Source organism: Curtobacterium sp. BRD11, from assembly GCF_031844345.1.
Taxonomy (GTDB): domain Bacteria; phylum Actinomycetota; class Actinomycetes; order Actinomycetales; family Microbacteriaceae; genus Curtobacterium.
The window spans coordinates 1-21,062 of the sequence record NZ_JAUZUZ010000003.1; the positions used below are offsets into that span (position 1 = coordinate 1).

The following is a 21,062-nucleotide window of genomic DNA, read 5'->3' on the forward strand; positions in this document are numbered from 1 at the left end:
GTCCCCCGTTCCGTGTCGGGCATTTCCCCAGGAAACGGACTTCGAGGGCCGTTCCTGTACCCCGATGTGCCACCGGAACGGGCGTTGTGGTGCGCAACCGGACAGTGGCGGTGCGCTCCGGTCGGAAGACGCACGTCGACGACGGACGGGAGGCGCGACACCGGTCCGGTGCCGCGCCTCCCGTCCGTCCGTCCGCGCTCGCTCAGGGCGTCCCGCTCTGCCGGGCGACGAGCGCCGCCACCTCGGCGACGTGTGGTTCCCGCAGCACCGAGCTGTGCTCGGCGTGCACGCGCACCGCGTCCACCGGTCCCCGGAGGTACCGGGCCCACCGGGCCGGACCCGAGTCGTTGCCGTCGGCGACGACGAGCGTGACGGGGCCCGCGTACGGGCGCGGCTCCCACCGGCGGGACACGAGGAGCGCCTGGTCGAAGAAGGCCCGGAAGTGGCGCTGGCCCTGCCAGCGGACCACCCCGGCGCCGACGCCCCGAGCCCGGCGGCCGATGCGCGCGAACGGGGTGGCGGAGCGACTGCGGAGCGCACTCGTGCGCACGGCGAGCCGCCGGAGCACGCCGGGCACCGGACGGGATGCCGGCCGGCCGAGGTCGAGCTGCCCGAACTCGACGGTGTCGGCCCGCTCGGAGGCTTGCTCGGGCAGGTGGGTGTCGAGCAGGACGACCCGGGCGACCTCGTGACCGGCACCGGCGAGCACCGAGGCCATCTCCAGGGCGACGAGGCCACCGAACGAGTGCCCGACGAGGGTGTACGGGCCGGAGGGCTGTACGACCCGCAGGAGCTCGATGTAGCGGCGGGCCATGGCCGGGATGCTCCAGTCCGGCACCGAGCGCCGCTCCAGACCGTGCTGCTGGAAGGCGAACACCGGACGGTCACCCAGGTGACGGGCGAGCGGGACGAACGTCAGTGCCAGGGCTCCGGCACCCGCGACGCAGAACAGGGGGTCGGCGTCGCCCGGTGCACGCGCCGTCAGCGTCACGACGTCCGGGTGACCGGGGACCGCGGCGGCGCCGAGGCGGATCCGCGCGGTGAAGCTGCGCAGCGTCGGGTGCCGGAGGAGTTCCGACGAGGGGACGTCCACGCCGAGCCGGTCGGAGACGGCGGCGAGCATCTCCTCCGCCGAGAGCGAGTCGCCACCGAGTGCGGAGAAGTCGTTGTCGAGCCCGACCGCCGGCAGCTCGAGCGGCCCGACGGCGGGCAGCCCGAGCACCTCGGCCCAGATCTGCCCGACCGCGAGCTGCCACTGGTCGTAGGTGTCCTCGCCGAACGCCGCGCCGTCTCCGCCCACCGTGGTGCTGAGCGCGGGTGCCTCGGGCAGGCGGGTCCGGTCGACCTTGCCGCGCTCGTTCCGGGGCAGCGTCGTCACCGGGACGATCGTGGTCGGCACCATGTGGTCGGGCAGCAGGTCGCGGAGGGCCCTGCGGATCGCGGCCGGTGACGGCGAGCGGCGACCCGGGCGGCTCACGACGTAGGCGACGAGCCGGGTCGGCGCGGGTGGGGCCTGCACCGCGACGACCGCCGCTTCCTGCACCGCGTCGACGGTGCGGAGCGCCGCCTCGACCTCGCTCGGCTCGACCAGGTGCCCGCGCACCTTCGCCGCGTCGTCGGCGCGGCCGAGCAGGGTGAGCCGGCCCTGGTCGTCGAAGCGTCCGAGGTCACCGACCGTCCACGTCGGCGTGCCGTCCGCGGCGGTGCCCGCCCGGTCTGCGGTCGCGTCCGGCGCGCCCCAGTACCCGCTCGTCATGGCGTCGGAGACGCAGACGACCGCACCGCTCTCGCCGACGTCGGCCACGGAGCCGTCGGGTCGGCGGACCTCGATGCGCTTGCCCGTGACGATCCTGCCGGCGGGCACGCTGCGCTCGGGCACCGGGTCCCCCGCGCGGATCTCGTGCACGGCGTACACGGCGGTCTCGCTCGACCCGGTCTGGTTGCAGAACGACGCGCCGGGGCCGAGCAGCGGCCGCAGCGCCGTGACGTCCGTGCCCGTCACCGCCTCGCCGAGGGTGGCGACGACGCGGAGCGCACGCAACCGGTCGTCGGAGGGGTCGAGGGCGCCGGTGATCGACCGCAGCAGGTGCGGGGTGGTGTGCAGTGTCGTCAGGCGTGCGTCGCGGACCCAGGTGACGAGGCGGTCGACGCCGGTGCGACGCGGATCGGCGACGTGCACGGAGGCACCGGCGTGCAGGGCCGACAGCACGAGCGTCAGCCCGGCGGCGAACCCGTGCGGGAGCACCGAGGCCACGCGGTCCCTCGGGACGAGCCGGAAGGCCTCCCGTTGGGCGACGCTGTCGACGACGAGCTGCCGGTGGGTCATCGTGACGCCCTTCGGCACCCCGGTCGACCCCGACGTGAAGACGACGACCGCCGGGTCGCGACCACCGCGTTCCCGGGCTCCCGGGACGACGGCGAGGTCGCCCTCGGTCGCGGCGGCGGTCCGGGCGTCTCCGAGCAGGTCCTCGAGGGACAGCACCCGGCCCTGCTCGGGGACGAGGGCCGCGGCGCGGTCGGCGTGCTCCGCGTCCGCGAGGACGTCGACGATACCGGCGAGCGCCACCACGTGCTGCAGCCGGGCCCCGGGGAGGGACGGGTCGAGCGCGACGACGACACGGCCCGCGTGCAGGAGTCCGAGGAGGGCGACGACCGACCTGGCACCGTGCGCGACCATCGCGCCGACGGGGACGGGTGCACGGCCCTGCTCGACGTCGACCCCGCGGCCGGTGTGGTCGTCGGGGGTGAGCTGTGCGTCCAGGAGCAGGCCGAGGGCGCGGGCGGTGCGGTCGAGGGCACCGTGGGTGGTCTCGCCGTGCTCGTCGACCAGGGCGAGGGCGTGCGGGTCGCGGTCGGCGACGACGGCCAGACCGTCGAGGACGGACGGCTCCGTCCCCGCGTGCGGCGGCGCCGCCGCTCCGGGGTCCACCGTCGGCTGCCGCGTCGTCGTCCTGTCGGTCGTCGCCGTCGTGTCGGTCGCCGTGGTCACGAGGCCCCCTTCACCGTGCGCGCGGACTGTGGTCGCCCGACGGCACCTCGGGGGTGCGCTCCGCAGTGGGGGCCGTGCGGCAACCCGCGCAGACCTGCGAGGTCCCGCAGCCCGCCGGCGCGGAGGACCGCGTCAGTGGATGCGGAGCTCGGCGACCATCGGGCAGGCGAAGGGGTCGCGTGCGGCGAGACCGACCCGGTTCAGGTAGCGGACGACGATGCCGTACGACCGCAGCAGCGTCGTCTCGGTGTACGGCACGTCGAGCGTCTCGCAGTGGTCGCGGACCAGCAGGCGGGCCTGCTTCAGCGCCGGTCGCGGCATCGACGGGAACAGGTGGTGCTCGACCTGGTAGTTCAGGCCGCCCATCAGGAAGGAGACCCACCAGCCACCGCGGATGTTCCGCGAGGTCCGGACCTGTCGGGAGAAGAAGTCGACCTTGGCGCCGTGCGCGATGGTCGGCATGCCCTTGTGGTTCGGGGCGAACGAGGCGCCCATCATCACGCCGAACACGGCGAGCTGCACACCGAGGAACGCGCACGCCATGCCGAACGGCAGGAACCAGAACACGACCGTCAGGTAGATGCCGAACCGGGCGACGAGCATGCTGCCCTCGAGCCACCGGTGCCGTGCGTCGGCCTTCGTCCCGGAGCCCGTCACGATCGATGTCACGGCGTAGCGGTGCAGGTTGAGACCCTCGAGCGTGAGCAGCGGGAAGAACAGCCAGCCCTGGAAGCGCAGGAAGGTCCGCATCAGCGGGCCCTTCGCCGCGGCGGCGTCCTCGGGCAGGAAGCGGATGCCGTCGGGCGCGATGTCGGGGTCCTTCCCGACGGTGTTCGGGTTGCCGTGGTGGCGGGTGTGCTTGTTCATCCACCACGAGTAGCTCAGGCCGACCATGAACGTGCCGAGCCACCGGCCCGCGTGGTCGTTCCACTTCTGCGACGCGAACACCTGACGGTGCGCGGCCTCGTGCGACAGGAACGCGAACTGCGTGAAGATGACCCCGAGCGCTCCCGCGACGATCAGCTGGAACCACGAGTCACCGAGGAACGCGAACGCCACCCAGGCCAGCGCGAGACCTGCGACCAGGCTGCCGAACAGGGACCAGTAGAAACCGGTGCGCCGACGGAGCAGGCCGTTCTCCTTCACCTGCGCCAGGAGCGCGGAGTAGGTGGACGTACCGTTGCGGCTGCCCGGACCGGGTCGGGTCCGGGTGTAACCGGGGGCGAGCGGGGTGGTCGTCATCGAGGACCGACCTTCTGTGGTGAGCGATCCTTCGACCGATCCGGAGAGTTCACGCATCCGCGCTTCCGGCGACAGTAGGTCACGGAACCGGGAGAACGCCTGGACGGCGCGCGCACGTCCGGGAAACGCAACCCGTGGCGGACGGGAGGCGCTGGGCGACACCGCGACGCGCCTCCCGTCCGGCGGCCGGTGGCGGTCCGCCGCGCGCCCACGCGCGGCGACCATCGTTGCGGGATCGAGACGGCCCGTCACCCCGGTGCGTGCGAGCCTGGTCGCACCTGACCACAGGAGCGGACGGAGCACGCTGTGGACCGAGCGATCGCGTGGGTCGTGCTGGCACTCGTCACGGCCGTGCCGGCACTGTTCCTCGCCGTCACGCGGGTGAGCTCGTGTGCCGATGCGGCGCCGGGTGCAGGCGCGAGCCGGTGCACGAGCGGACCCGTGCTCGGGGTCGCCGGGTCGTGGGCCGCCGGTGCGGTCGCCGTCGTGGTCGTCGCGATCGCGATCGTCCAGGTCGTGCTGGCGGTCCGTTCCGGCCGAGCGGCGACGGACTGACGCCCGGCCGTCTCAGGTCCGCGCTTCGGTGCGGACCGGCTTCAACCGGTCCGGCGCGTCGGTGGCGGGGGTCCACTCGCACGTGAACGTCCCGCGGTACCCGAACAGGAAGCCGAACACGCGGTTGTGCACCTCGAGGTCGACGTGGAACGCCTGGTCGTCCTCCGACCACCACTCGTGCAGGGTGGCGCGACCGCTCAGGAGCATCGGGAACCGGAACGAGACCGGCCCCTCGTGGAACCGCTGTGCGTCGGACGTCAGTACGAGCCCGCCCCGCTCGTCCACCGCCAGGTCGAGGTCGACCGCCAGGTGCTGGTGCGTGCCGAGGTAGTCGAGCACCCTGCCGTCGACGAGCACCATCGTCGCGTCGAAGCGCGCCGTGCGACCGGGCCTGGCCTCGTACGTCCGCACGAACGTCACCGTCTCGCGGCCGAGCTCGTCGCGGTACGGGTGGTTCTCGATCGTGAACGGCACGTCCTCCCCCACGTCGGGGACCAGGATGTTCCGGAGCCGTCCGATCTGCAGGAAGGGGACGGTCCACCACGGGCCGCGTCGGATCGACGACATGACGCCACGTCCGGTGCAGGCCTCGCCGGCGTCGAGGCCGACTCCGAAGCGTCGTCGCATCATCGGGTGGAGTCGCTGGAAGTCGGCGCCGAGCGCCTCCTCGAACACGGACGTCATCGGTCGTCCCTCGGGTCGGGCAGCGTCGCCAGCGTCGCCGGCGCGTCGTGCAGGTGGTCGGTGCGTCGGGCGCTGCCTGCGGGTGCCCGCAGCGTCCTGGAGGCTCGTGGCCGGTCCCGGCGCCAGGGCTGCAGGACCGATGTGAGCGGCCACGCCTCCGGTGCGGGTCCGCCCTCGAGCCAGATCCGGAGGCGGTCGAAGCTCCACGCGGTCGCCCAGCCGAGGAGCGGCCGGACGACCAGGTCCAGCGGCCCCCATCCGCCGTCGTAGTCGTAGCCGGTGACGAACCGCGTGCGCCCGTCGTCGGTCGGGACGTAGCGCCAATAGCCCCGGCCCGTGCGGATCGGCGAGAGGCGGTCGGCGGTCCCGAAGCGCAGCGCCGACGTGCGCGATCCGTCCGGGCGGCGGCGTTCCCCGATGCTCACGCCGGTGCCGTGCACGTCGTGCAGCGGCGAGCGTCGGACGTAGCGGAAGTGCGTCGGTGCCCCGTCCTCCGCGCCCGCGGGCACGATCTCCGAGAACCGGACGTCCCAGCGCACGTGCTGCTCGGGGTCCTGCGTCGCGGCCCACACGCGGTCGAGGTCCGCATCGATGACGGTCTCGACGTAGATGCCCCTGGTCCCCACGTGCTGACAGTAGCGCCTGCGCGGCGGAGACCGGCGTCACGCCGGGGACGGGTCGTCGCGGCGGTGCCGTCGGTCGTGTATCAGCCGTTCCAGGCGTCCCGCAGCGCGCGTTCCAGGTCGGTGCGGTCCGATCCCCGCTCTTCCCCGTCACGGAGCGGTTCGGCCGTCAGCTCCCCGTCGCGGAGCGTCAACTCCGTCGTGCTGTCGGTGCCGCGGTCGACGAGGCTCACGTGCAGCCCGGTGCCGTCCGGCAGCACCGGTCGCAGGGCAGCGACGAACGCCGGCACCTGACCTGCGTCGGACAGCGTGGCCGCGACCGACTGGTTCGTGTCGAACTGCTCTGACGACGCCGGGAGGAAGCCCCGCAGCTCCGTGCCGACGTCGATCGACCGGCCCAACATCGCCGGGGAGCCGCTCACGGACAGACGGTCCGTGTCGTCCGCAGCGTCCCGGTCAGCAGCGTCGTCGTTGCCGTCAGCGGGATCGGCCTGCGGACCGACGCGGATCGACCCCACCGGATCGGCCGGAGCAGCGGCGGCGAGCGCCGTCGCCGTCGCGAGGACCTCGTCCGGGTCGTCGACCGTGACCCGCACCCAGGACGGCGTGAGCTCGACGGCAGCGACCCCCGGCCGCGCCGCGATCGCAGCGAGCCGGTCCGCCTCGGCGTAGTCGGCGGCGTCGGGCAGGTCGTCGTCGCCTCGGGGCTGGTCCTTCGTGACGATGCCGCCGTCCACGATGACCTGCGCGTCCGGTGCGGCCTGCTGTGCGAGCGCCGTCGCGTCCCCGACGTCGTCGAGGTCCGCGAGGTGCATCTGGAGACGACCCGGCGTGACGGAGGCGCGGGTCACCTCGTGCGCGGCACGCACACGCTCGTACGCGGTGATCTCGGGCGTCGGGTCACCGACGGTGTCGTCCGTCCCGGCGATGTCGTTCGCGATCCGCAGGTCCGGCACGTCGTCGGAGCGGATGACGTCCTGCTGCGCCGACGACCAGGACGCCGACGTCGACGCCGTGTCCCAGTCGGACGACGTGGCGATCCGCCGCACCGACTCCCAGCCGGCCACCAGGTCATCGGCATCGCGGACGGTGAGTGCGATGCGACCTCCGCCGGTGCCGGAGGCGGACGGAGCGTCGACGTCGCCACCGAGCCAGCGGTCGTCGCCGCGGAGCCGATCGACGACGGCGAGCAGTCGGTCGTTCTCGGAGGCGCGTTCCTCCAGGAAGAACCCGAACCCGTCGGCCTCCATCGAGCCGCGGTACGTCGTACCCGGGCCGGAGGCATCGCGGATCCAGCGTCCGACCTCGTGGGTCACGCGTCGAAGGTCGGCGTCGGACAGGTCGTCCTCGGTGGTCACGGTGACGGACGCTTCGCCGGCGAACGGCAGGTTGTTCGTGCCCGAACCGCGCACGGACCGCACACCGTCGACTGCCGACAGCTCGCGCTCGGCCTTCTCGGCACCCGCACTCCCCGCGTTGACGTTGCCGGAGCACCCGGTGAGCAGCAGGACCCCGGTCAGCGCGGCGGACCCCGTGCGTCGTCTCCCCCAGAGCATGGCGGGAGCGTACCGCAGCGGTCTGCGCCGGCCCTGTCGCCCTCCGTCCGGCGTCAGCAGCGGCTCCAGCGAACCGGGTCGGTCCTCGGTCACCTGACGGGCCGCGACCCCGGCATCCCGGGCCAGCCGTCCGGCGTCACCCAGGCCAACGTGGCGCAGACCGCCCGACCGCTGGCGAGGGCGCCACGCAACGAGGGGGTGTTGTCGGCGTGGACGTGTCCCCAGAGCACGTCGGCCTCCGTCGCCGGGAGCCGCCGTGCCAAGGCCCGGAGGACCGCCGGCCCGAGTCCCTGTCCGCGGTGGTCGTCGTCGAGCGCGATCTCCTCGACGACGAACCCGGTGAACCCGTACGCGTCGTCCCGAGCGGCGGCGACGACACCGGCGGCCCGTCCGTCGACCACGACCTCGAACAGCAGTCCCTGTTCGTCGGCGTCGCCGAGCCCGTCCTCGTCGGCGGGCGCCGCCCACTCGTCCAGGTCGGGCGTGACGCGACGGACGGTCTCGTAGATCGCGGCGACCCTCGGCGCCGCAGCCTCGGGCGTGGTCGGGACGAGTTCGACCGCGGAGGCTCCCGGCGTCTGCTCACGACCGGCGATCACCGACACCGGCCCCGCGACCACGAGTTGGTCGGGTGCCACCGAGGACCCGTGTCCGGTCAGAGCGCGGACGCGCAGGAGGTCTCCGGGGAGTCGGACGCGGAAGCAGAGCGGTGAGAAGGCACGGGCGTCCTCGAGCACGGAGCCGAGCTCCGCCAGACCGGCTGCGTCGGGGCGCACGCTGGTCGCGATCACGTCGACGAACGGCTTCGACACGTCGCGGCCACGGAAGCGGATCCCGGTGAGGGCCCATCCGCTGGAGGGCAGCTCGACGACCCGGTTCGCCCAGTCGAGCGGGTCCGGGACGGCGAGTCCGACGGCGTCGCGGACCGCCGCTCCCCACGAGGTGTCACCCACCAGTGCGAGGTCGGGTCCGACCGTCTGCAGCAGGTCGGATCGCCAGTGCTCGTTCCAGCGGGCCAGGTGCTCCGGCGCCCACGGCACGAGGGCGGTGAGCAGATCGTCGTCGTCCATCCCGGTCGACGCTAGGAGGCCGAGCAGCGGCGGCGCAAGAGCGGCTGGCACCGCTCCCCCGTGCGGAACGCGGAGAAGCCCCCGGCGAGAACGTGTCTCGCCGGGGGCTTCATCGGTTTCGGTCGGGCTGACAGGATTTGAACCTGCGACCCCTTGACCCCCAGTCAAGTGCGCTACCAAGCTGCGCCACAGCCCGTGAGCTCTCACGAGCTCTGAGCCCCAGAGGCTCGGAACCCCGTCTCCGGCGTTCCACCGCCCGCGTCCGACCGGAGCGCGAGCAGCCCGTCAAGCATAGCGGACGCGGGACCCTGCTCGTGCCACGGCGCGTCGCCACCTCCACGGGAGCGATAGGCCGGGCCGGGCCGTCAGCCCCGCGGCGAGCGCGCTGGCTGCCGCACCACGTCCCGCTCGGCCGCCAGCCACGGCAGCGCGAGCCCGACCAGCAGCCCGCCGAGCCCGTCCGCGGCCAGGTCGCCGATCGTGTCGTCGTACCCGACGTAGATCGCCGAGTCGACGAAGTTGTGCCCGAGCCACTCGCACATCTCCCACACGGACCCGATCGCGAGCCCGAGGGTGAACACCAGGAGCGACACGGTCACGCGTCCGGCGTCCGGGGCGTGCGGCACGAGCCGGAGGTCCGCGGCGATCACCGCGAGCAGCGCCGCGAGCAGTCCGGTCAGGACGACGTGGATCAGCTTGTCCCAGAGGAACACCGACGTGTACCACTCGAGCGCGCTCGACCACCCGGCGACGAGCACCAGCACGCAGACCGCCAGGTCGAACGCGGGCCGGAGTCCGAGCATCCGCGGCAGGACCACCCCGAACAACGCGAGCGACATCACCGCGAACGACGTGCTCCCCCAGCCGATCGTGGCCACGGGGATGCTGAGGAGCGTCAGGACCCGCACCACGTCGGCCGGCAGGAACCGCCGGCGCAGGAAGGTCAGCCCGAGCGAGCGCATCACGAGGCCCACCGCACGACCGCGTGCACGGCCGCGTGGTCGGAGGGCCAGACACCGCCCGGTCGGCGCACGTTCACCGCGACCCGGTCGACGACGGCGTCCTCGGTCACGAGCACCCCGTCGATCCGCCGGCCGCCGACACGCGGCTCCCGGTAGTGCGGGTACGTCCCGTAGGCCTCCCCCACCTGCCGGGAGGCTCGTCCCCAGCTGTCGACGACCCCCGCGTCCGCCAGTGCTCGCCAGGGTGCCGACCCGGCCGGGCAGTTCCAGTCGGCCATCACGACGGCCGGCAGTCCGCGCTCGCGGACGATGCGCCCGAGCAGCTGCGCGCCGCGCAGCCGTGCCCAGGACGAGGCGACGTCGAGGTGCGTCGCGATCGCGGTGAACTCCCGCCCGGTGGTGCGGTCCGCGACGACGGCGCCGACGGCGTGCCGCGGGAAGGCCGTCGCCCAGGACCGTGAGCCCGGGCGCGACGGCGTCCGGGACAGCGCCCACGTGCGCCGCTCGACGACGTCGAGGCGCTCCCGGTCGAGGAACAGGCCGACCGCCTCGCCACCGCCACGCGCACCGCGACCGACGACCACGGGCTCCCATCGCGAGCCGAGACGGGCCGTGAGGTCCGCGGTCTGGGCGGGCAGTGCCTCCTGGACGGCCAGCACCGTCGGCTGCTCGCTGGCGACGAGCGCGACGACGGCGTCGCGGCGACGTTCCCACGCGTCGGCGTGACCGGGCGCGTGCGGCACCCGACGTCTGACGTTGAGGGTGGCGCAGTGCACCTCGGGGGCCACCACCGCCCCGATCGTCGGGTGGTCGTCCGGCGCGGATGGCATGCACCCTGTCTACGAGACGACACCTGTTGCGCTCACAGGGTGTCGTGACGGTCCCTCGTAGGGTGGCTCGGATGCGTTGCGCTCGTCCCACCCGTACCCTGCTCGCACTGTCGGTCGCCGGGCTCCTGCTCGGCGCTGCCGGCTGCACCTCCCACGACGACGCGCCGACGGTCGCGCAGCTGGCACGGTCCTCCGCCGACTCGGTGGACGTCGTGGCCCAGCAGGACCCGTCGGCGCGCTCCGTCGCCGCGAGCCGAGCGCTGTTCGCGTCGGCTCCCGGTGCGGTCGTGGCGTCGGCCTCCGACGCGGGTGCGGTGCGCGACGCGGCGAGCGCCGCGCGTGCGGCGCACGTCCCACTGCTGCTGACGTCCGACGGCGGCACGCCCTCGTCGACACCGTCCGCCGACGCAGGCGACGACGGTGACCGGGTGGCAGCCGAGCTCCGCCGGCTCGGGGCCGACTGGTACCAGGCCGAGGGCAGCGTGGCGGTCGACACCGACGTCCCGGAGCAGGACGTGCCGGAGCGGGGCGACGTGCCCGAGGCGAGCGATGCCTCCCGTCCTGCGACCTTGGTCGTGTCCGACCGTCGGTCGGAGGCCGCAGCCGTGGCCACGGCGGAGGCAGCCGGCGCCCTGGTGGTCGCGATGCCGGACGGCGTGACCGATCCGGCTGCCGCCCCGGACGTCGTGTCGGCCCTCCACGACCGCGCGGAGCACCCGACCGTGCTGGTCGGCTCGGCGTTCGGCGACCTGCCGGACCCGCAGTGGACGGTCCGGGCGGCGGAGAGCGGCTGGCAGCTGCCGCACGGCGGGCAGCGGCCCTTCGACGGACACCGCTACGTGGCGCTGTACGGCGCTCCCGGCGCGCCGGTGCTCGGGGTGCTGGGCGAGCAGGACCCGGCGGCGACCGTGCGCCGCGCCGAGGGGACGGCGAAGGAGTACGACGGGCTCGGCGACGAGCCGGTGACGCCCGCGATGGAGGTCATCGCGACCGTCGCCGCCGGGGACGCCGGGGCCGACGGCGACTACTCGACCGAGCTGCCGGCGTCGACGCTGGAGCCCTACGTCGACGCGGCGAGCGACGCCGGGATGCCGGTCATCCTCGACCTGCAGCCGGGGCGGTCCGACTTCCTGTCGCAGGCGAAGCGGTACGAGTCGCTGCTCGCGAAGCCGAACGTCTGGCTCGCACTCGACCCGGAGTGGCGACTGACCGCCGACCAGGTGCCCCTGCAGCAGATCGGCAGCGTCTCGGCGTCCGAGGTGAACGAGGTCTCGTCGTGGCTCGCCGACCTGGTGCGGTCGAAGGGCCTGCCGCCGAAGGCGTTCGTGCTGCACCAGTTCCGGCTGTCGATGATCCAGGACCGGTCGTCGCTCGCGTCGCACCCGGAGCTCGACGTCCTCATCCACGTGGACGGGCAGGGCTCGCAGCCCGACAAGCAGGCGACCTGGAAGGCGCTGCACCAGGGCGCCCCGGAGGGCGTGCACTGGGGCTGGAAGAACTTCTACGACGAGGACACGCCGATGCTGTCGCCGCAGCAGACGATGGCCGACGTGCAGCCGACGCCGTCGCTCATCACGTACCAGTAGCGGGTCGCGTCTCGTCGCGTCCCGTCGTGGTGTCCACAGCCTGGAGGGCCGGGGCACGGTGCGTCGGCGGGTGCTGACAGCATGGGGTCATGTCTGGTCTCGGTGTCGGTTCGTCCGTCGGCTCACCTGCTCCTGCGGCGGCTCCGCCGTCCGCCGAGATCGCTGCGGAGGCACAGGAGGCCCTGGCCGCCCTGACCGGGCGACCGGACGCGGTCTTCCACCCCGGGCAGCTCGAGGCCATCTCGGCGCTCGTCGAACACCGGCAGCGTGCCCTCGTGGTGCAGCGCACCGGGTGGGGCAAGTCGGCCGTGTACTTCCTCGCGACCCTGCTGCTGCGGCGACGTGGCGGCGGCCCGACCGTGCTCGTCTCGCCGCTGCTCGCCCTCATGCGCGACCAGGTCGCAGCGGCCGCGCGGGCCGGCGTCCGCGCGGTGTCGATCAACTCGGCGAACGCGCACGAGTGGGCGGACACGCAGGCGGCCCTCGCGCGTGACGAGGTCGACGTGCTCCTCGTCTCCCCCGAGCGCCTCAACAACCCGCGATTCCGCGACGAGCAGCTGCCGACGCTGATCGCCCGGATGGGCATGCTCGTCGTCGACGAAGCGCACTGCATCTCCGACTGGGGACACGACTTCCGCCCCGACTACCGCCGGCTCGCCGAGCTCATCCGCTCCCTCCCCCAGGGTGTCCCCGTGCTCGCGACGACGGCGACCGCGAACGAGCGCGTGGTCGAGGACGTCGCGGAGCAGCTCACCGCGGGCCCGAACGCACCCGTCTTCACGATCCGCGGTTCCCTGGCGCGGGCGTCGCTCCGGCTCGGCGTCCTGACGCTGCCGGACGCCCGACAGCGCCTCGGGTGGCTGCTCGCGCACCTCGGCGACCTGCCCGGCAGCGGCATCATCTACACGCTGACCGTGTCCGGGGCCGAGGACATCGCCCGACTCCTGCGCGAGAACGGGTACGCCGTCCGCGCCTACACCGGGCGGACCGACACCGAGGAACGCGAGCAGCTCGAGCAGCAGCTCAAGGGCAACGAGCTCAAGGCGCTCGTCGCGACGAGTGCGCTCGGGATGGGCTTCGACAAGCCGGACCTCGGGTTCGTCGTGCACGTCGGCGCTCCCTCGTCGCCCGTCGCCTACTACCAGCAGATCGGCCGCGCCGGGCGTGCGACCGACAACGCCGACGTGCTTCTCCTGCCCGGACGCGAGGATCGCGAGATCTGGCAGTACTTCGCGAGTGCGTCGATGCCGACCGAGGCCCGCGCCTCCGCCGTCCTCGGCGCGCTCTCCACCGACACGGCGATGTCGACCGTCGCGCTCGAGGGCCTCGTCGACATCAAGCGATCGACACTCGAGCTCCTGCTCAAGGTGCTCGACGTCGACGGCGCCGTGCACCGTGTCGCCGGCGGCTGGGTCTCGACCGGGCAGCCGTGGCAGTACGACGCCGCCCGCTACGAGCGGGTCGCCGCCGCCCGCGAGGCCGAGGCCGCGTCGATGCTCGCGTACGAGTCCACCTCGGCGTGCCGCATGCAGCTGTTGCAGCAGGACCTGGACGACCCGTCCGCTGAGCCCTGCGGGCGCTGCGACAACTGTGCCGGTGTCTGGTACCCGACGTCGATCTCGGAGTCGGACACCTCCGGTGCGGCTGCCGCGCTCGACCGGGTCGGCGTCGAGATCGCGCCGCGCGCGCAGTGGCCGTCCGGCATGGCCTCGCTCGGCGTGCCCGTGAAGGGCAGGATCCCGGCCGGCGAGCTCGTCGAACCGGGCCGCGCCGTCGCCCGGCTCACCGATCTCGGCTGGGGCGGGCCGCTCCGCGCGCTGTTCTCGGCCACCACTCCGGACGGACCCGTGTCCCGCGAGCTGGTCGACGGGTGCATCCGCGCCCTGAAGGACTGGCCCTGGGCCGAGCGGCCGACCGGTGTCGTCGCGATGTCGTCGCGGTCGCGGCCGGAGCTCGTCGGGTCGTTGGCGCAGGCGCTGGCCTCGATCGGGCGACTGCAGTTCCTCGGGACCCTCGGACGGAGCGGCGGGGAGCCCCGCGGAGACGGCGCGACGAACAGCGCCTACCGGCTGGCCGGGGTGTGGGACACCTTCGTGGTGGACCCGGAGCTGGCTGCGGCGTTGGCGTCGCACCAGGGGCCGGTGCTGCTCGTCGACGACCTGGTGGACAGCCGGTGGACGGTCACCGTCGCCGGGCGGGAGCTCCGGCGTGCGGGGGCGTCGGCCGTGCTGCCGTTCGCGCTCGCGACCGTGGCCTGACGCCGGCCGGGTCCGGCAGACCGTGCCCGTGGTCCGTCCGGTGGCGCGGGGTGCGGGGTGCGGGGTGCGGGGTGCGGGGTGCGGGGTGCGGGCTGCGCGGTGCGGGGTGCGGGCTGCGCGGTGCGGGGTGCGGGCTGCGGGGTGCGGGCTGCGGGGTGTGTGCTGCGGGGTGTGGGGTGCTCCCGCACAACCGGAAGCACGTCGTGCCAGGGATTCCCGTGGTGCGACGTGCTCCCGGTTGTGCAGGCGTCGGTGCGTGCCGACTCCAGCTTCGGCTCCGCCCGCATGCGCCGCTCGGGTCAGGCCGCGCCGATCGCGTCCAGCTCGCGGATCGCGTCCGCCGGCAGCGTGATGCCCGCGCCCTCGACGTTCTGCCGCAGGTGCTCCACGGATGAGGTACCCGGGATGAGCAGGATGTTGTCCGAGCGCTGGAGCAGCCATGCGAGGGCGACCGACAGGCGCGACTCCCCCAACCGCTGCGCGACGGTGTCGAGCGCCTCGGACTGGATGGGCGAGAATCCGCCGAGCGGGAAGTACGGCACGTAGGCGATGCCCTCGGCCGCCGTGAGGTCGACGAGGTCGTCGTCGCCCCGCTGCGCCACGTTGTACATGTTCTGCACGCAGACCACGGGCGCGATCCGGAGGGCCTCGACGAGCTGCGCGCCCGTCACGGTCGACAGTCCGAGGTGGCGGATCTTGCCCTGCTGCTGCAGTTCGGCGAGTGCCTCGAACTGCGGTGCAATGCTGCCCGGCTCCGGGGCGTCGAACCCGCCGACACGGAGGTTCACGACGTCGAGCTGCTCGAGACCGAGCCGCTCGAGGTTCGCGTGCACGTCCTCGACGAGCTGCTCGGGCTTCCGCGCCGGCGGCCACTGCCCCTTGTCGTTCCGGCGCGAACCGACCTTCGTGACGATGTGGACCTGCTCCGGGTACGGGTGCAGGGCTTCGCGGATGATCTCGTTCGTGACGTGCGGTCCGTAGAAGTCCGCGGTGTCGATGTGGGTGATGCCGAGCTCGACCGCGGTGCGCAGCACCCGGACGGCCTCGTCGCGGTCGGCCGGCGGGCCGAACACGTGCGGGCCGGCGAGCTGCATCGCGCCGTAGCCGAAGCGGGTGACCTCGAGGTCGCCGAGGTCGTAGGTGCCACCGGGGAGGCTGTTCGTCGTCATGGTCCGACCATGCTCCCGATCACTGCGGTGTGCCTGGCCCTGGTTGTCCCCTGGTCCGCATACCCAGTGAGCAAAGAGACCAACCGCCGGGTCACGACGACGCGACGTTCATCGCACCAGATCCGCCTTGCCCGGCCACTCGCCGAAGTGTTCCTGTAGTTCAGAGAACGACACGATGACGGTACCCGGATCACTCTCATCACATCCGATGACTTTCCATCCAGATTGCTCGAGCGCGACCGCGAGCGGCGCACCGACGTGACCGCGCAGGACGACTCGAACGCCCGCGGCCGGCTCACCATCTCGTACCGTGCACGCTGCCTCGAGGAGTTCCTCGAACTCGGGAAAGTCCTTCACAGTGCTTGACGGTTGATCAGCTGCAAGAACGACGATCGTGGTCGGACCGAATGTCTGCGAGACTTCGCGGGATCAGCCCGTACCTGCCTCGCGCGATGTGGATCTATCTGTCAGCATCGACGGGCCAAGGACCGATCTGATCGTCAAGTGCTTGCTTGCCGAAGCTCGCTTGATAGGGAAGTTTCGCCAGGAGATCAGGATTCTTCGGGTATGCCACGTCCTTCCAGCCCGCTGCAACCGCGATAGGCCCGATTGCGACCTGTGGATTCGTTCTGATCCTCAGGATGACGCCGCGATCAGGCTCCTTGCCCTGCACAGACCATGCAAGCGGCAGAACTTCATCGACGAGCTGCGCCACCTTCTCCTCGGATGTGCCAGCTTCGGGAGCTGTGATCTGGACTGCGATCGCGTAGTGCTTCGACAAGCCGTCCGTGGTCTGCTCGTACTCGACCGTAGCTTCGGATACATCAGGCAAGCCCGTTGAGACGCTGCGCAACCTTGTCCTGCGATTGCGTCTCGGTGGAGTTGTCGTTCGACATGGAACATCCTCCTGATGCGAGAGAAACGGCAATCAGAATCCCCAGGACGGCGGCTTTCCGCATCGTCATCTCTCGGCCTGGTAGTCGGTCACGGTCTTGCTCCCGGAAAGGGATCGGCTGACATCCACCTCGGATTGCCGGTGAGCCGGATCGGATCCGGAATGTCGATGGGCGTCTTCGGCCATCATCCCGTAGCGCGTGGCCGCGTGTGCAGAACCCACACTGACGGCCCCTTCAGTCGTACTCAACTGCCCGGCCATGCCCCGAAGAGCTGCTCCATGTCCGACTCAGAGAACGTGATCTGATACCGCAGCCTTGGGTTGCTCGCGAACTGCGGGAGATGCGATTCCCGGGCCAGCGCGACGAGGTCAACCCCGGAGGTACGACCGACCGAGAGCGCGACTCCGTTGGTCAGCTCGTGCTCGTTCACGGACCACCCGATCCGCAGCAGTTCTCGGAGCGCCGCACTCTTGCTGCCCTCCTCGAAGCCCGGGGACGGGGTGAAGTTCACCGTCGTCCCCCATTCAGATGTGAAGCCGGAACGGTAGTTCCGCATCTCCACGGAGGCTTCGGTGACTCCTCGAATCGCCGCCGCATCAGCGGACGCCTGGTCGAGAGTCCGACCAGACTGAGCACCTGACGTGCACGAGCTGAGCAAGATCGCGAAACTCGCGAAGGCCGCGACCGCAAAGTGCCTTCTCTTGAAACTCATCTGTTGACCACCCGGTCATCGTGCAGATCGCACCGGGTCCGGCTACTGATCGGCCGTTACTGTGGTCTGCGTCCTTGAGCACCGCTGCGGACAGCAGCCCCACCGGCCTCGTTTGACTGGCTCGGCTCAGAGACCCTCTGGATTGACCGTTGGCGCTGCCGCCGGCCAATCGCCCAGACGGTCCCTGAGGAGATCCGCCGGGATTATTGCGGAGGTCTTCCCAGGGAGCGCGGCACCCGTCTTCACCCAACCTGATCGCTCAAGCACCTTGCCGAGACTGACCTTGGGCGCCCCCTGCAACCCAATTCCAACTCCGTTGGCCAGTTCCCGATTTGCTTGTAGGGACCATCCAGTCTGGATTATCGCATCCACTTCCGCGTCGTCGATCGAGTCGGTTGTGGTCTTCGGGTCAAGAGTAAGGATGATCAAGGCTCGGTTGGAGTTGCTGGTGTCTAGTCCCGACGTGTTCCGCTCCACAGAGACCTCAGCAGCTTCCACGCCCGCGAGCGATCGCAGAAATTGCTCAGCCTCCTGGGTTGTCTGCCCCCGGGCGGCCGAGGCTCCCGAGCAGCCAGAAAGGAGGAGCGCCGTGGTTGTCAGCAACGACACGACGCTGCCCGCTTTCGCCCACTTACTTACCCGCACTTCGCTCCAATCGGTAGTCCTGGACCGTCTGTTGACCCTGCAGGAATCGATCAACTTCTGCCAAGCCGGGGCTGTCAGGATGTTGCCTTGCCATGATGGCATAACGCGAAGCGTTGTGCGCGGTTGCGAAGTCTTGCTCGCCCCCGTGGCCAGATAATGCGGGAGCTGGTGCACTGATCGTGTTCCAACCATCCCTTGAAGGATTTGTAGCCCCATCGAGACGCGCAACCGGGTCTTCGCGCGCTTCGAACGACGTCACCGCAGTGGAGTCGGGAATGTCCATCCGGCCGATCGGCGCACCAGCGGTAACGACTTGCTGCACGTTGAGACCCTGCGGATCCTCGGCAATGGCGCCTGCTGTGATACCGCCGAGACTGAATCCGGTGAGCATCACAGGAGCGTGACCGTCACGGATCTCCGGTATGCGGTCGAGCGTCGACCGCACCGTCTGAGCCAGCGTCGTCGAATCTCCGTAGCGCATTGCCAGGACATCCGAAGTCACATCATTTGGAACAGTACCCGCTCTTGGGTCCCATACCTGCGTGCTCGGAATCTGGACGACGAATCGCGGTCCACCCGGGCCATCAACACGCATCACGCGTAGATCCCCGTACTCCTTCGCTCCGATCCCGTCAATCTGTGCAGCACCAGCCCATAGTTCGTCGACACTCCGTGGCACGATGTTGCCGTTCTCGTCCGTCAGCAGCGGAGGTACGTAATCATCCTCCTCCGATTGCTGGGCACGACCGTACACGTCCGTGGCGATCTGATCGAGATCATTCTGCTTCTTGAGCGTGTTTCCGAGGTCGGAAGGACTTGTCGTCCCTGCTCCATCTTCGAACAAGCGCAAAGCACCGCCCTGATGTAGCAGCAACGACAGGAGGGCGTCATAACCAATGTCTCCGTGCGATCCCAATGCCGTCTCGAATGCTTTCAGGGACCAAGCGCTGAAGTTCGACGTGGAGAAGTTGTCGATGAATCTTCGCGCTACTTCCCCCGCAAATCCCCCAGATGTTCGCCAGCTCGAAGGATTACCTAGCGCGTCGCCCAGCGACACAACGAGCGCCCGACCCCCCTCCAGGAATGCCCCGGTTGCGAGCGACACTCCGAGTAGATCGACGACAGTCACCAGAGTGACCGGCAACCCCCCGATGAGCAAGGCCTGATCGACCGCTTCATCCGCGAGCGCCGCCGCCGCGGCCAGGGCGACCTCAGCAGCCTCGTACACCTTCGAGATCGACGCCGTGATGATCACGAGCGCCTCGCTGGAGACGATCATTACGCTGAGCTGCGCCGAAGCGTTCATCACCGCGCCCTCGGCCGCGAGCGCCGTACCCGGCGACAGGATCGCCGAAGCGAGCAGGTCCCCGTCCACCGACAGCGCCCCGACCTTCGGTACGAGCGGCCCAGCGAAGGCGTTGAGCGCGGTGATCCCCGTGGTCAGGCGATCGATCTCCGCGTAGTCGACCTTGATCCCGTCAGACATCTCGATCCCTGATGAGTCCAGCGACGAGCCCGAGCAGATCCGTGCGGATCTCCTGGTCCGTCTGCGCCGTCACGGTGACCGTGCCGGCATCAGTGAGGAGTTCGGGCGTGACCTCCGAGCCACGCGCTCCCGCGTCGATCCCGACGCTCATCCGCAGCCATCCGCGGCGGGTGCCGAACCAGTCCGCGACGAAGACCGGGCCACGGTCAGCGGTGAAGGCCTTCACGCGGAAGCCGTGCTGCACGGGCTCGGCCAGGCCACGGAACAGGCCGACCGCATCGGTCGGGACGTGCAGTTCGTCGACGACGGCATCGAGCACCCGGGCGTCGCCGCGCTGGATGGCGTCGACCAACGCTTGCGAGGCAACCGTGCTGACCGTCGTCGTCCCACGGGCCGGGTCGGTGACCTCGAGCGACGGGATGAGTTCGACGAGTGACGACCACGCCTGGTCGAGCACCGTCCCGCGCAGGTGCGCACGGCTGCCGTCGCCGGACCGCGCGCCCTGCACGGTGAGGTGCGAAGCAGCGTCGCCCCCGATGACGGTCGAGTGCGCCCACGTCGTGTCGGGGGCCCAGGCGCTCACCTGGATGACGATCGAGCCGGCGTTCTGCAGTGCGAGCGTGAGCAGGAACGGCGCGTCGAGGTCATCCGACCACGACTCAGCGTCAGCGTCGGGCTGTCGCGTGAGCACCCCGCGCTCGACCAGCGCTCCCGTGGACTGCTGGTCCTGCGCCCCCGAGGGTACGAAGGACGGCAGGACGAGACCGGGCAGGTGCTCACGGACGGTGCGTAGCTCGTCGACGGTCAGGTCCCAGTCGATGACGTCGGTCGCCGGTGCCCCGCTCATCCGACGCCGTTCCGGATGGCGGCGCCGCGCACGTCGATCCAGTCCTTCGACCCGGACGGCGGCGGTGACGGCACCTGCGCGATGAACGACTTTGCGCTCGCGACCTGGCCGTCGGAGACCTGCTGGCCACCGAGCTCGTGGACGGAGACACGGACGTGGTCGGGCTCCCCCGAGCCCGCGGCACCGATCACCTGCATGAAGCCGTTGACTGCGTTCGACGCGACGTCCTTGACGGCGTTCACGACGTTCGCCGCCAGGTGCGCGGCCTGGTTCCAGAGGTCACGTGCGATGCGTTCGGCTTCCGCGATCTGTGCCTTCACGGCGTCGACTGCCTTGGCGTGCGCATCGAGTGCGTCTGCTGCCTCGTCGAGCAGCTGCGCCTTCTTGCCGAGCTCCGTGCCCGACTCCTGGACGCGACGACGCACGGCGTCGGCGGCCTTCCCCGCCGACGACAGCCCGTCGGCCTGCGCCACGAGCGCGCTCGCTCGTGACCGCAGCCCGTCGGCGTCGTCGCGCAGCGCACGGGCCTTCGCCCGGAGCTGTGCCATCTCCCCGTACATGCTCTACCCCCAACGGAGGAGACGGCCGGCACCTGCAGCGCCGGCCGTCCCTGGTCCGGTCGTCCCGATCAGCGCCCGAGTCGCGACGCGAGCTGCTGGTCGACGTCGCCCAGCGTCTGCGCGGTCGTGCGGAGGAACTGCGCGAGGTCGTTGAGCCCGCCGATGGTGTTCTGCGCGCCGCTCGTGAAGCGGTTGTACGCCTCGTTGTAGGCACCGGAGGAACGGTCCGTCTGGAACCCGGCCTGGGTCAGCGACGCGATCTGTGCCTGCAGCTTCGACAGGGTCGCGTTGATCTCGTCACGCCCTGCGAGCAGACGGTCGGCGTTGCTGTTGAGCTCCTGGTAGGAGACGTTGATGTTGGCCACGTTGCACCCCTTCACGGTGGTCTGGAT

Annotated in this window: 19 protein-coding genes and 1 tRNA gene; 3 read left to right on the forward strand and 17 right to left on the reverse strand. The window is 71.2% G+C overall.

Going from position 1 to position 21,062, the window contains the following annotated elements; translation table 11 throughout:
• Positions 1–202: 202 nt before the first annotated feature.
• A complete protein-coding gene (locus Q9R28_RS07970; RefSeq protein WP_311205847.1) occupies positions 203–2,989 on the reverse strand; it encodes a non-ribosomal peptide synthetase in 2,787 nt (928 codons plus the stop codon).
• Positions 2,990–3,121: 132 nt separating this feature from the next.
• A complete protein-coding gene (locus tag Q9R28_RS07975) occupies positions 3,122–4,231 on the reverse strand; it encodes an acyl-CoA desaturase (RefSeq protein WP_209685998.1) in 1,110 nt (369 codons plus the stop codon).
• Positions 4,232–4,537: 306 nt separating this feature from the next.
• Here Q9R28_RS07975 and Q9R28_RS07980 point away from each other — a divergent pair, with 306 nt between their 5' ends.
• Positions 4,538–4,786: a hypothetical protein gene (locus Q9R28_RS07980; protein WP_311205848.1), complete on the forward strand. Its 249-nt coding sequence runs from the start codon at positions 4,538–4,540 to the stop codon at positions 4,784–4,786.
• A gap of 12 nt (positions 4,787–4,798) precedes the next feature.
• Here Q9R28_RS07980 and Q9R28_RS07985 read toward each other — a convergent pair whose 3' ends face one another.
• From Q9R28_RS07985 to Q9R28_RS08015, 7 genes are all read right to left on the reverse strand, one after another.
• On the reverse strand, positions 4,799–5,470 hold the full coding sequence (locus tag Q9R28_RS07985) for a DUF4166 domain-containing protein (RefSeq protein WP_311205849.1): 672 nt from the start codon (positions 5,468–5,470) through the stop codon (positions 4,799–4,801).
• Complete coding sequence (locus Q9R28_RS07990; RefSeq protein ID WP_251160834.1) at positions 5,467–6,096, reverse strand: SRPBCC family protein; 630 nt, start codon at positions 6,094–6,096, stop codon at positions 5,467–5,469. The genes Q9R28_RS07985 and Q9R28_RS07990 overlap by 4 nt, the downstream gene beginning before the upstream one ends.
• An 80-nt stretch (positions 6,097–6,176) precedes the next feature.
• Positions 6,177–7,649: a hypothetical protein gene (locus Q9R28_RS07995; RefSeq protein WP_311205850.1), complete on the reverse strand. Its 1,473-nt coding sequence runs from the start codon at positions 7,647–7,649 to the stop codon at positions 6,177–6,179.
• A gap of 89 nt (positions 7,650–7,738) precedes the next feature.
• Positions 7,739–8,719 (reverse strand): GNAT family N-acetyltransferase, encoded by a 981-nt coding sequence (locus tag Q9R28_RS08000; RefSeq protein WP_311205851.1) that lies wholly within the window; start codon positions 8,717–8,719, stop codon positions 7,739–7,741.
• 122 nt (positions 8,720–8,841) lie between these two features.
• Positions 8,842–8,915 (reverse strand) — tRNA-Pro (locus tag Q9R28_RS08005).
• A gap of 169 nt (positions 8,916–9,084) precedes the next feature.
• Positions 9,085–9,684 carry a hypothetical protein gene (locus tag Q9R28_RS08010; protein WP_251154845.1) on the reverse strand — a complete coding sequence of 200 codons (600 nt, stop codon included), beginning with the start codon at positions 9,682–9,684 and terminating at the stop codon, positions 9,085–9,087.
• Positions 9,681–10,511, reverse strand: coding sequence for an endonuclease/exonuclease/phosphatase family protein (locus Q9R28_RS08015; protein ID WP_251160837.1), 831 nt, complete (start codon positions 10,509–10,511; stop codon positions 9,681–9,683). The genes Q9R28_RS08010 and Q9R28_RS08015 overlap by 4 nt, the downstream gene beginning before the upstream one ends.
• Positions 10,512–10,582: 71 nt before the next feature.
• Between Q9R28_RS08015 and Q9R28_RS08020 the strand changes: the two genes are divergently transcribed.
• Together Q9R28_RS08020 and Q9R28_RS08025 are read left to right on the forward strand one after the other, a co-directional pair.
• Complete coding sequence (locus Q9R28_RS08020; protein ID WP_311205852.1) at positions 10,583–12,097, forward strand: hypothetical protein; 1,515 nt, start codon at positions 10,583–10,585, stop codon at positions 12,095–12,097.
• An 89-nt stretch (positions 12,098–12,186) separates the two neighbouring features.
• Positions 12,187–14,355: a RecQ family ATP-dependent DNA helicase gene (locus Q9R28_RS08025; protein WP_311205853.1), complete on the forward strand. Its 2,169-nt coding sequence runs from the start codon at positions 12,187–12,189 to the stop codon at positions 14,353–14,355.
• 299 nt (positions 14,356–14,654) lie between these two features.
• Here the strand turns inward: Q9R28_RS08025 and Q9R28_RS08030 are convergent, their stop codons facing one another.
• The 8 genes from Q9R28_RS08030 to Q9R28_RS08065 form a co-directional block, all read right to left on the reverse strand.
• Entirely contained in the window at positions 14,655–15,524 is an 870-nt protein-coding gene (locus Q9R28_RS08030) for an oxidoreductase (RefSeq protein ID WP_271826470.1), read from the reverse strand.
• A 108-nt stretch (positions 15,525–15,632) separates the two neighbouring features.
• Positions 15,633–15,881, reverse strand: coding sequence for a hypothetical protein (locus Q9R28_RS08035; RefSeq protein ID WP_209686016.1), 249 nt, complete (start codon positions 15,879–15,881; stop codon positions 15,633–15,635).
• A gap of 103 nt (positions 15,882–15,984) precedes the next feature.
• Complete coding sequence (locus Q9R28_RS08040; protein ID WP_311205854.1) at positions 15,985–16,356, reverse strand: hypothetical protein; 372 nt, start codon at positions 16,354–16,356, stop codon at positions 15,985–15,987.
• Positions 16,357–16,664: 308 nt separating this feature from the next.
• Positions 16,665–17,132, reverse strand: a complete 468-nt coding sequence (locus Q9R28_RS08045; RefSeq protein WP_209686020.1) for a hypothetical protein — start codon at positions 17,130–17,132, stop codon at positions 16,665–16,667.
• A 631-nt stretch (positions 17,133–17,763) separates the two neighbouring features.
• Entirely contained in the window at positions 17,764–19,263 is a 1,500-nt protein-coding gene (locus Q9R28_RS08050) for a hypothetical protein (RefSeq protein WP_311205855.1), read from the reverse strand.
• Positions 19,256–20,110 (reverse strand): hypothetical protein, encoded by an 855-nt coding sequence (locus Q9R28_RS08055; protein ID WP_209686024.1) that lies wholly within the window; start codon positions 20,108–20,110, stop codon positions 19,256–19,258. The genes Q9R28_RS08050 and Q9R28_RS08055 overlap by 8 nt, the downstream gene beginning before the upstream one ends.
• Entirely contained in the window at positions 20,107–20,670 is a 564-nt protein-coding gene (locus Q9R28_RS08060) for a hypothetical protein (RefSeq protein ID WP_311205856.1), read from the reverse strand. The genes Q9R28_RS08055 and Q9R28_RS08060 overlap by 4 nt, the downstream gene beginning before the upstream one ends.
• 68 nt (positions 20,671–20,738) lie before the next feature.
• On the reverse strand, positions 20,739–21,035 hold the full coding sequence (locus Q9R28_RS08065) for a WXG100 family type VII secretion target (RefSeq protein ID WP_058728075.1): 297 nt from the start codon (positions 21,033–21,035) through the stop codon (positions 20,739–20,741).
• Positions 21,036–21,062: the final 27 nt, after the last annotated feature.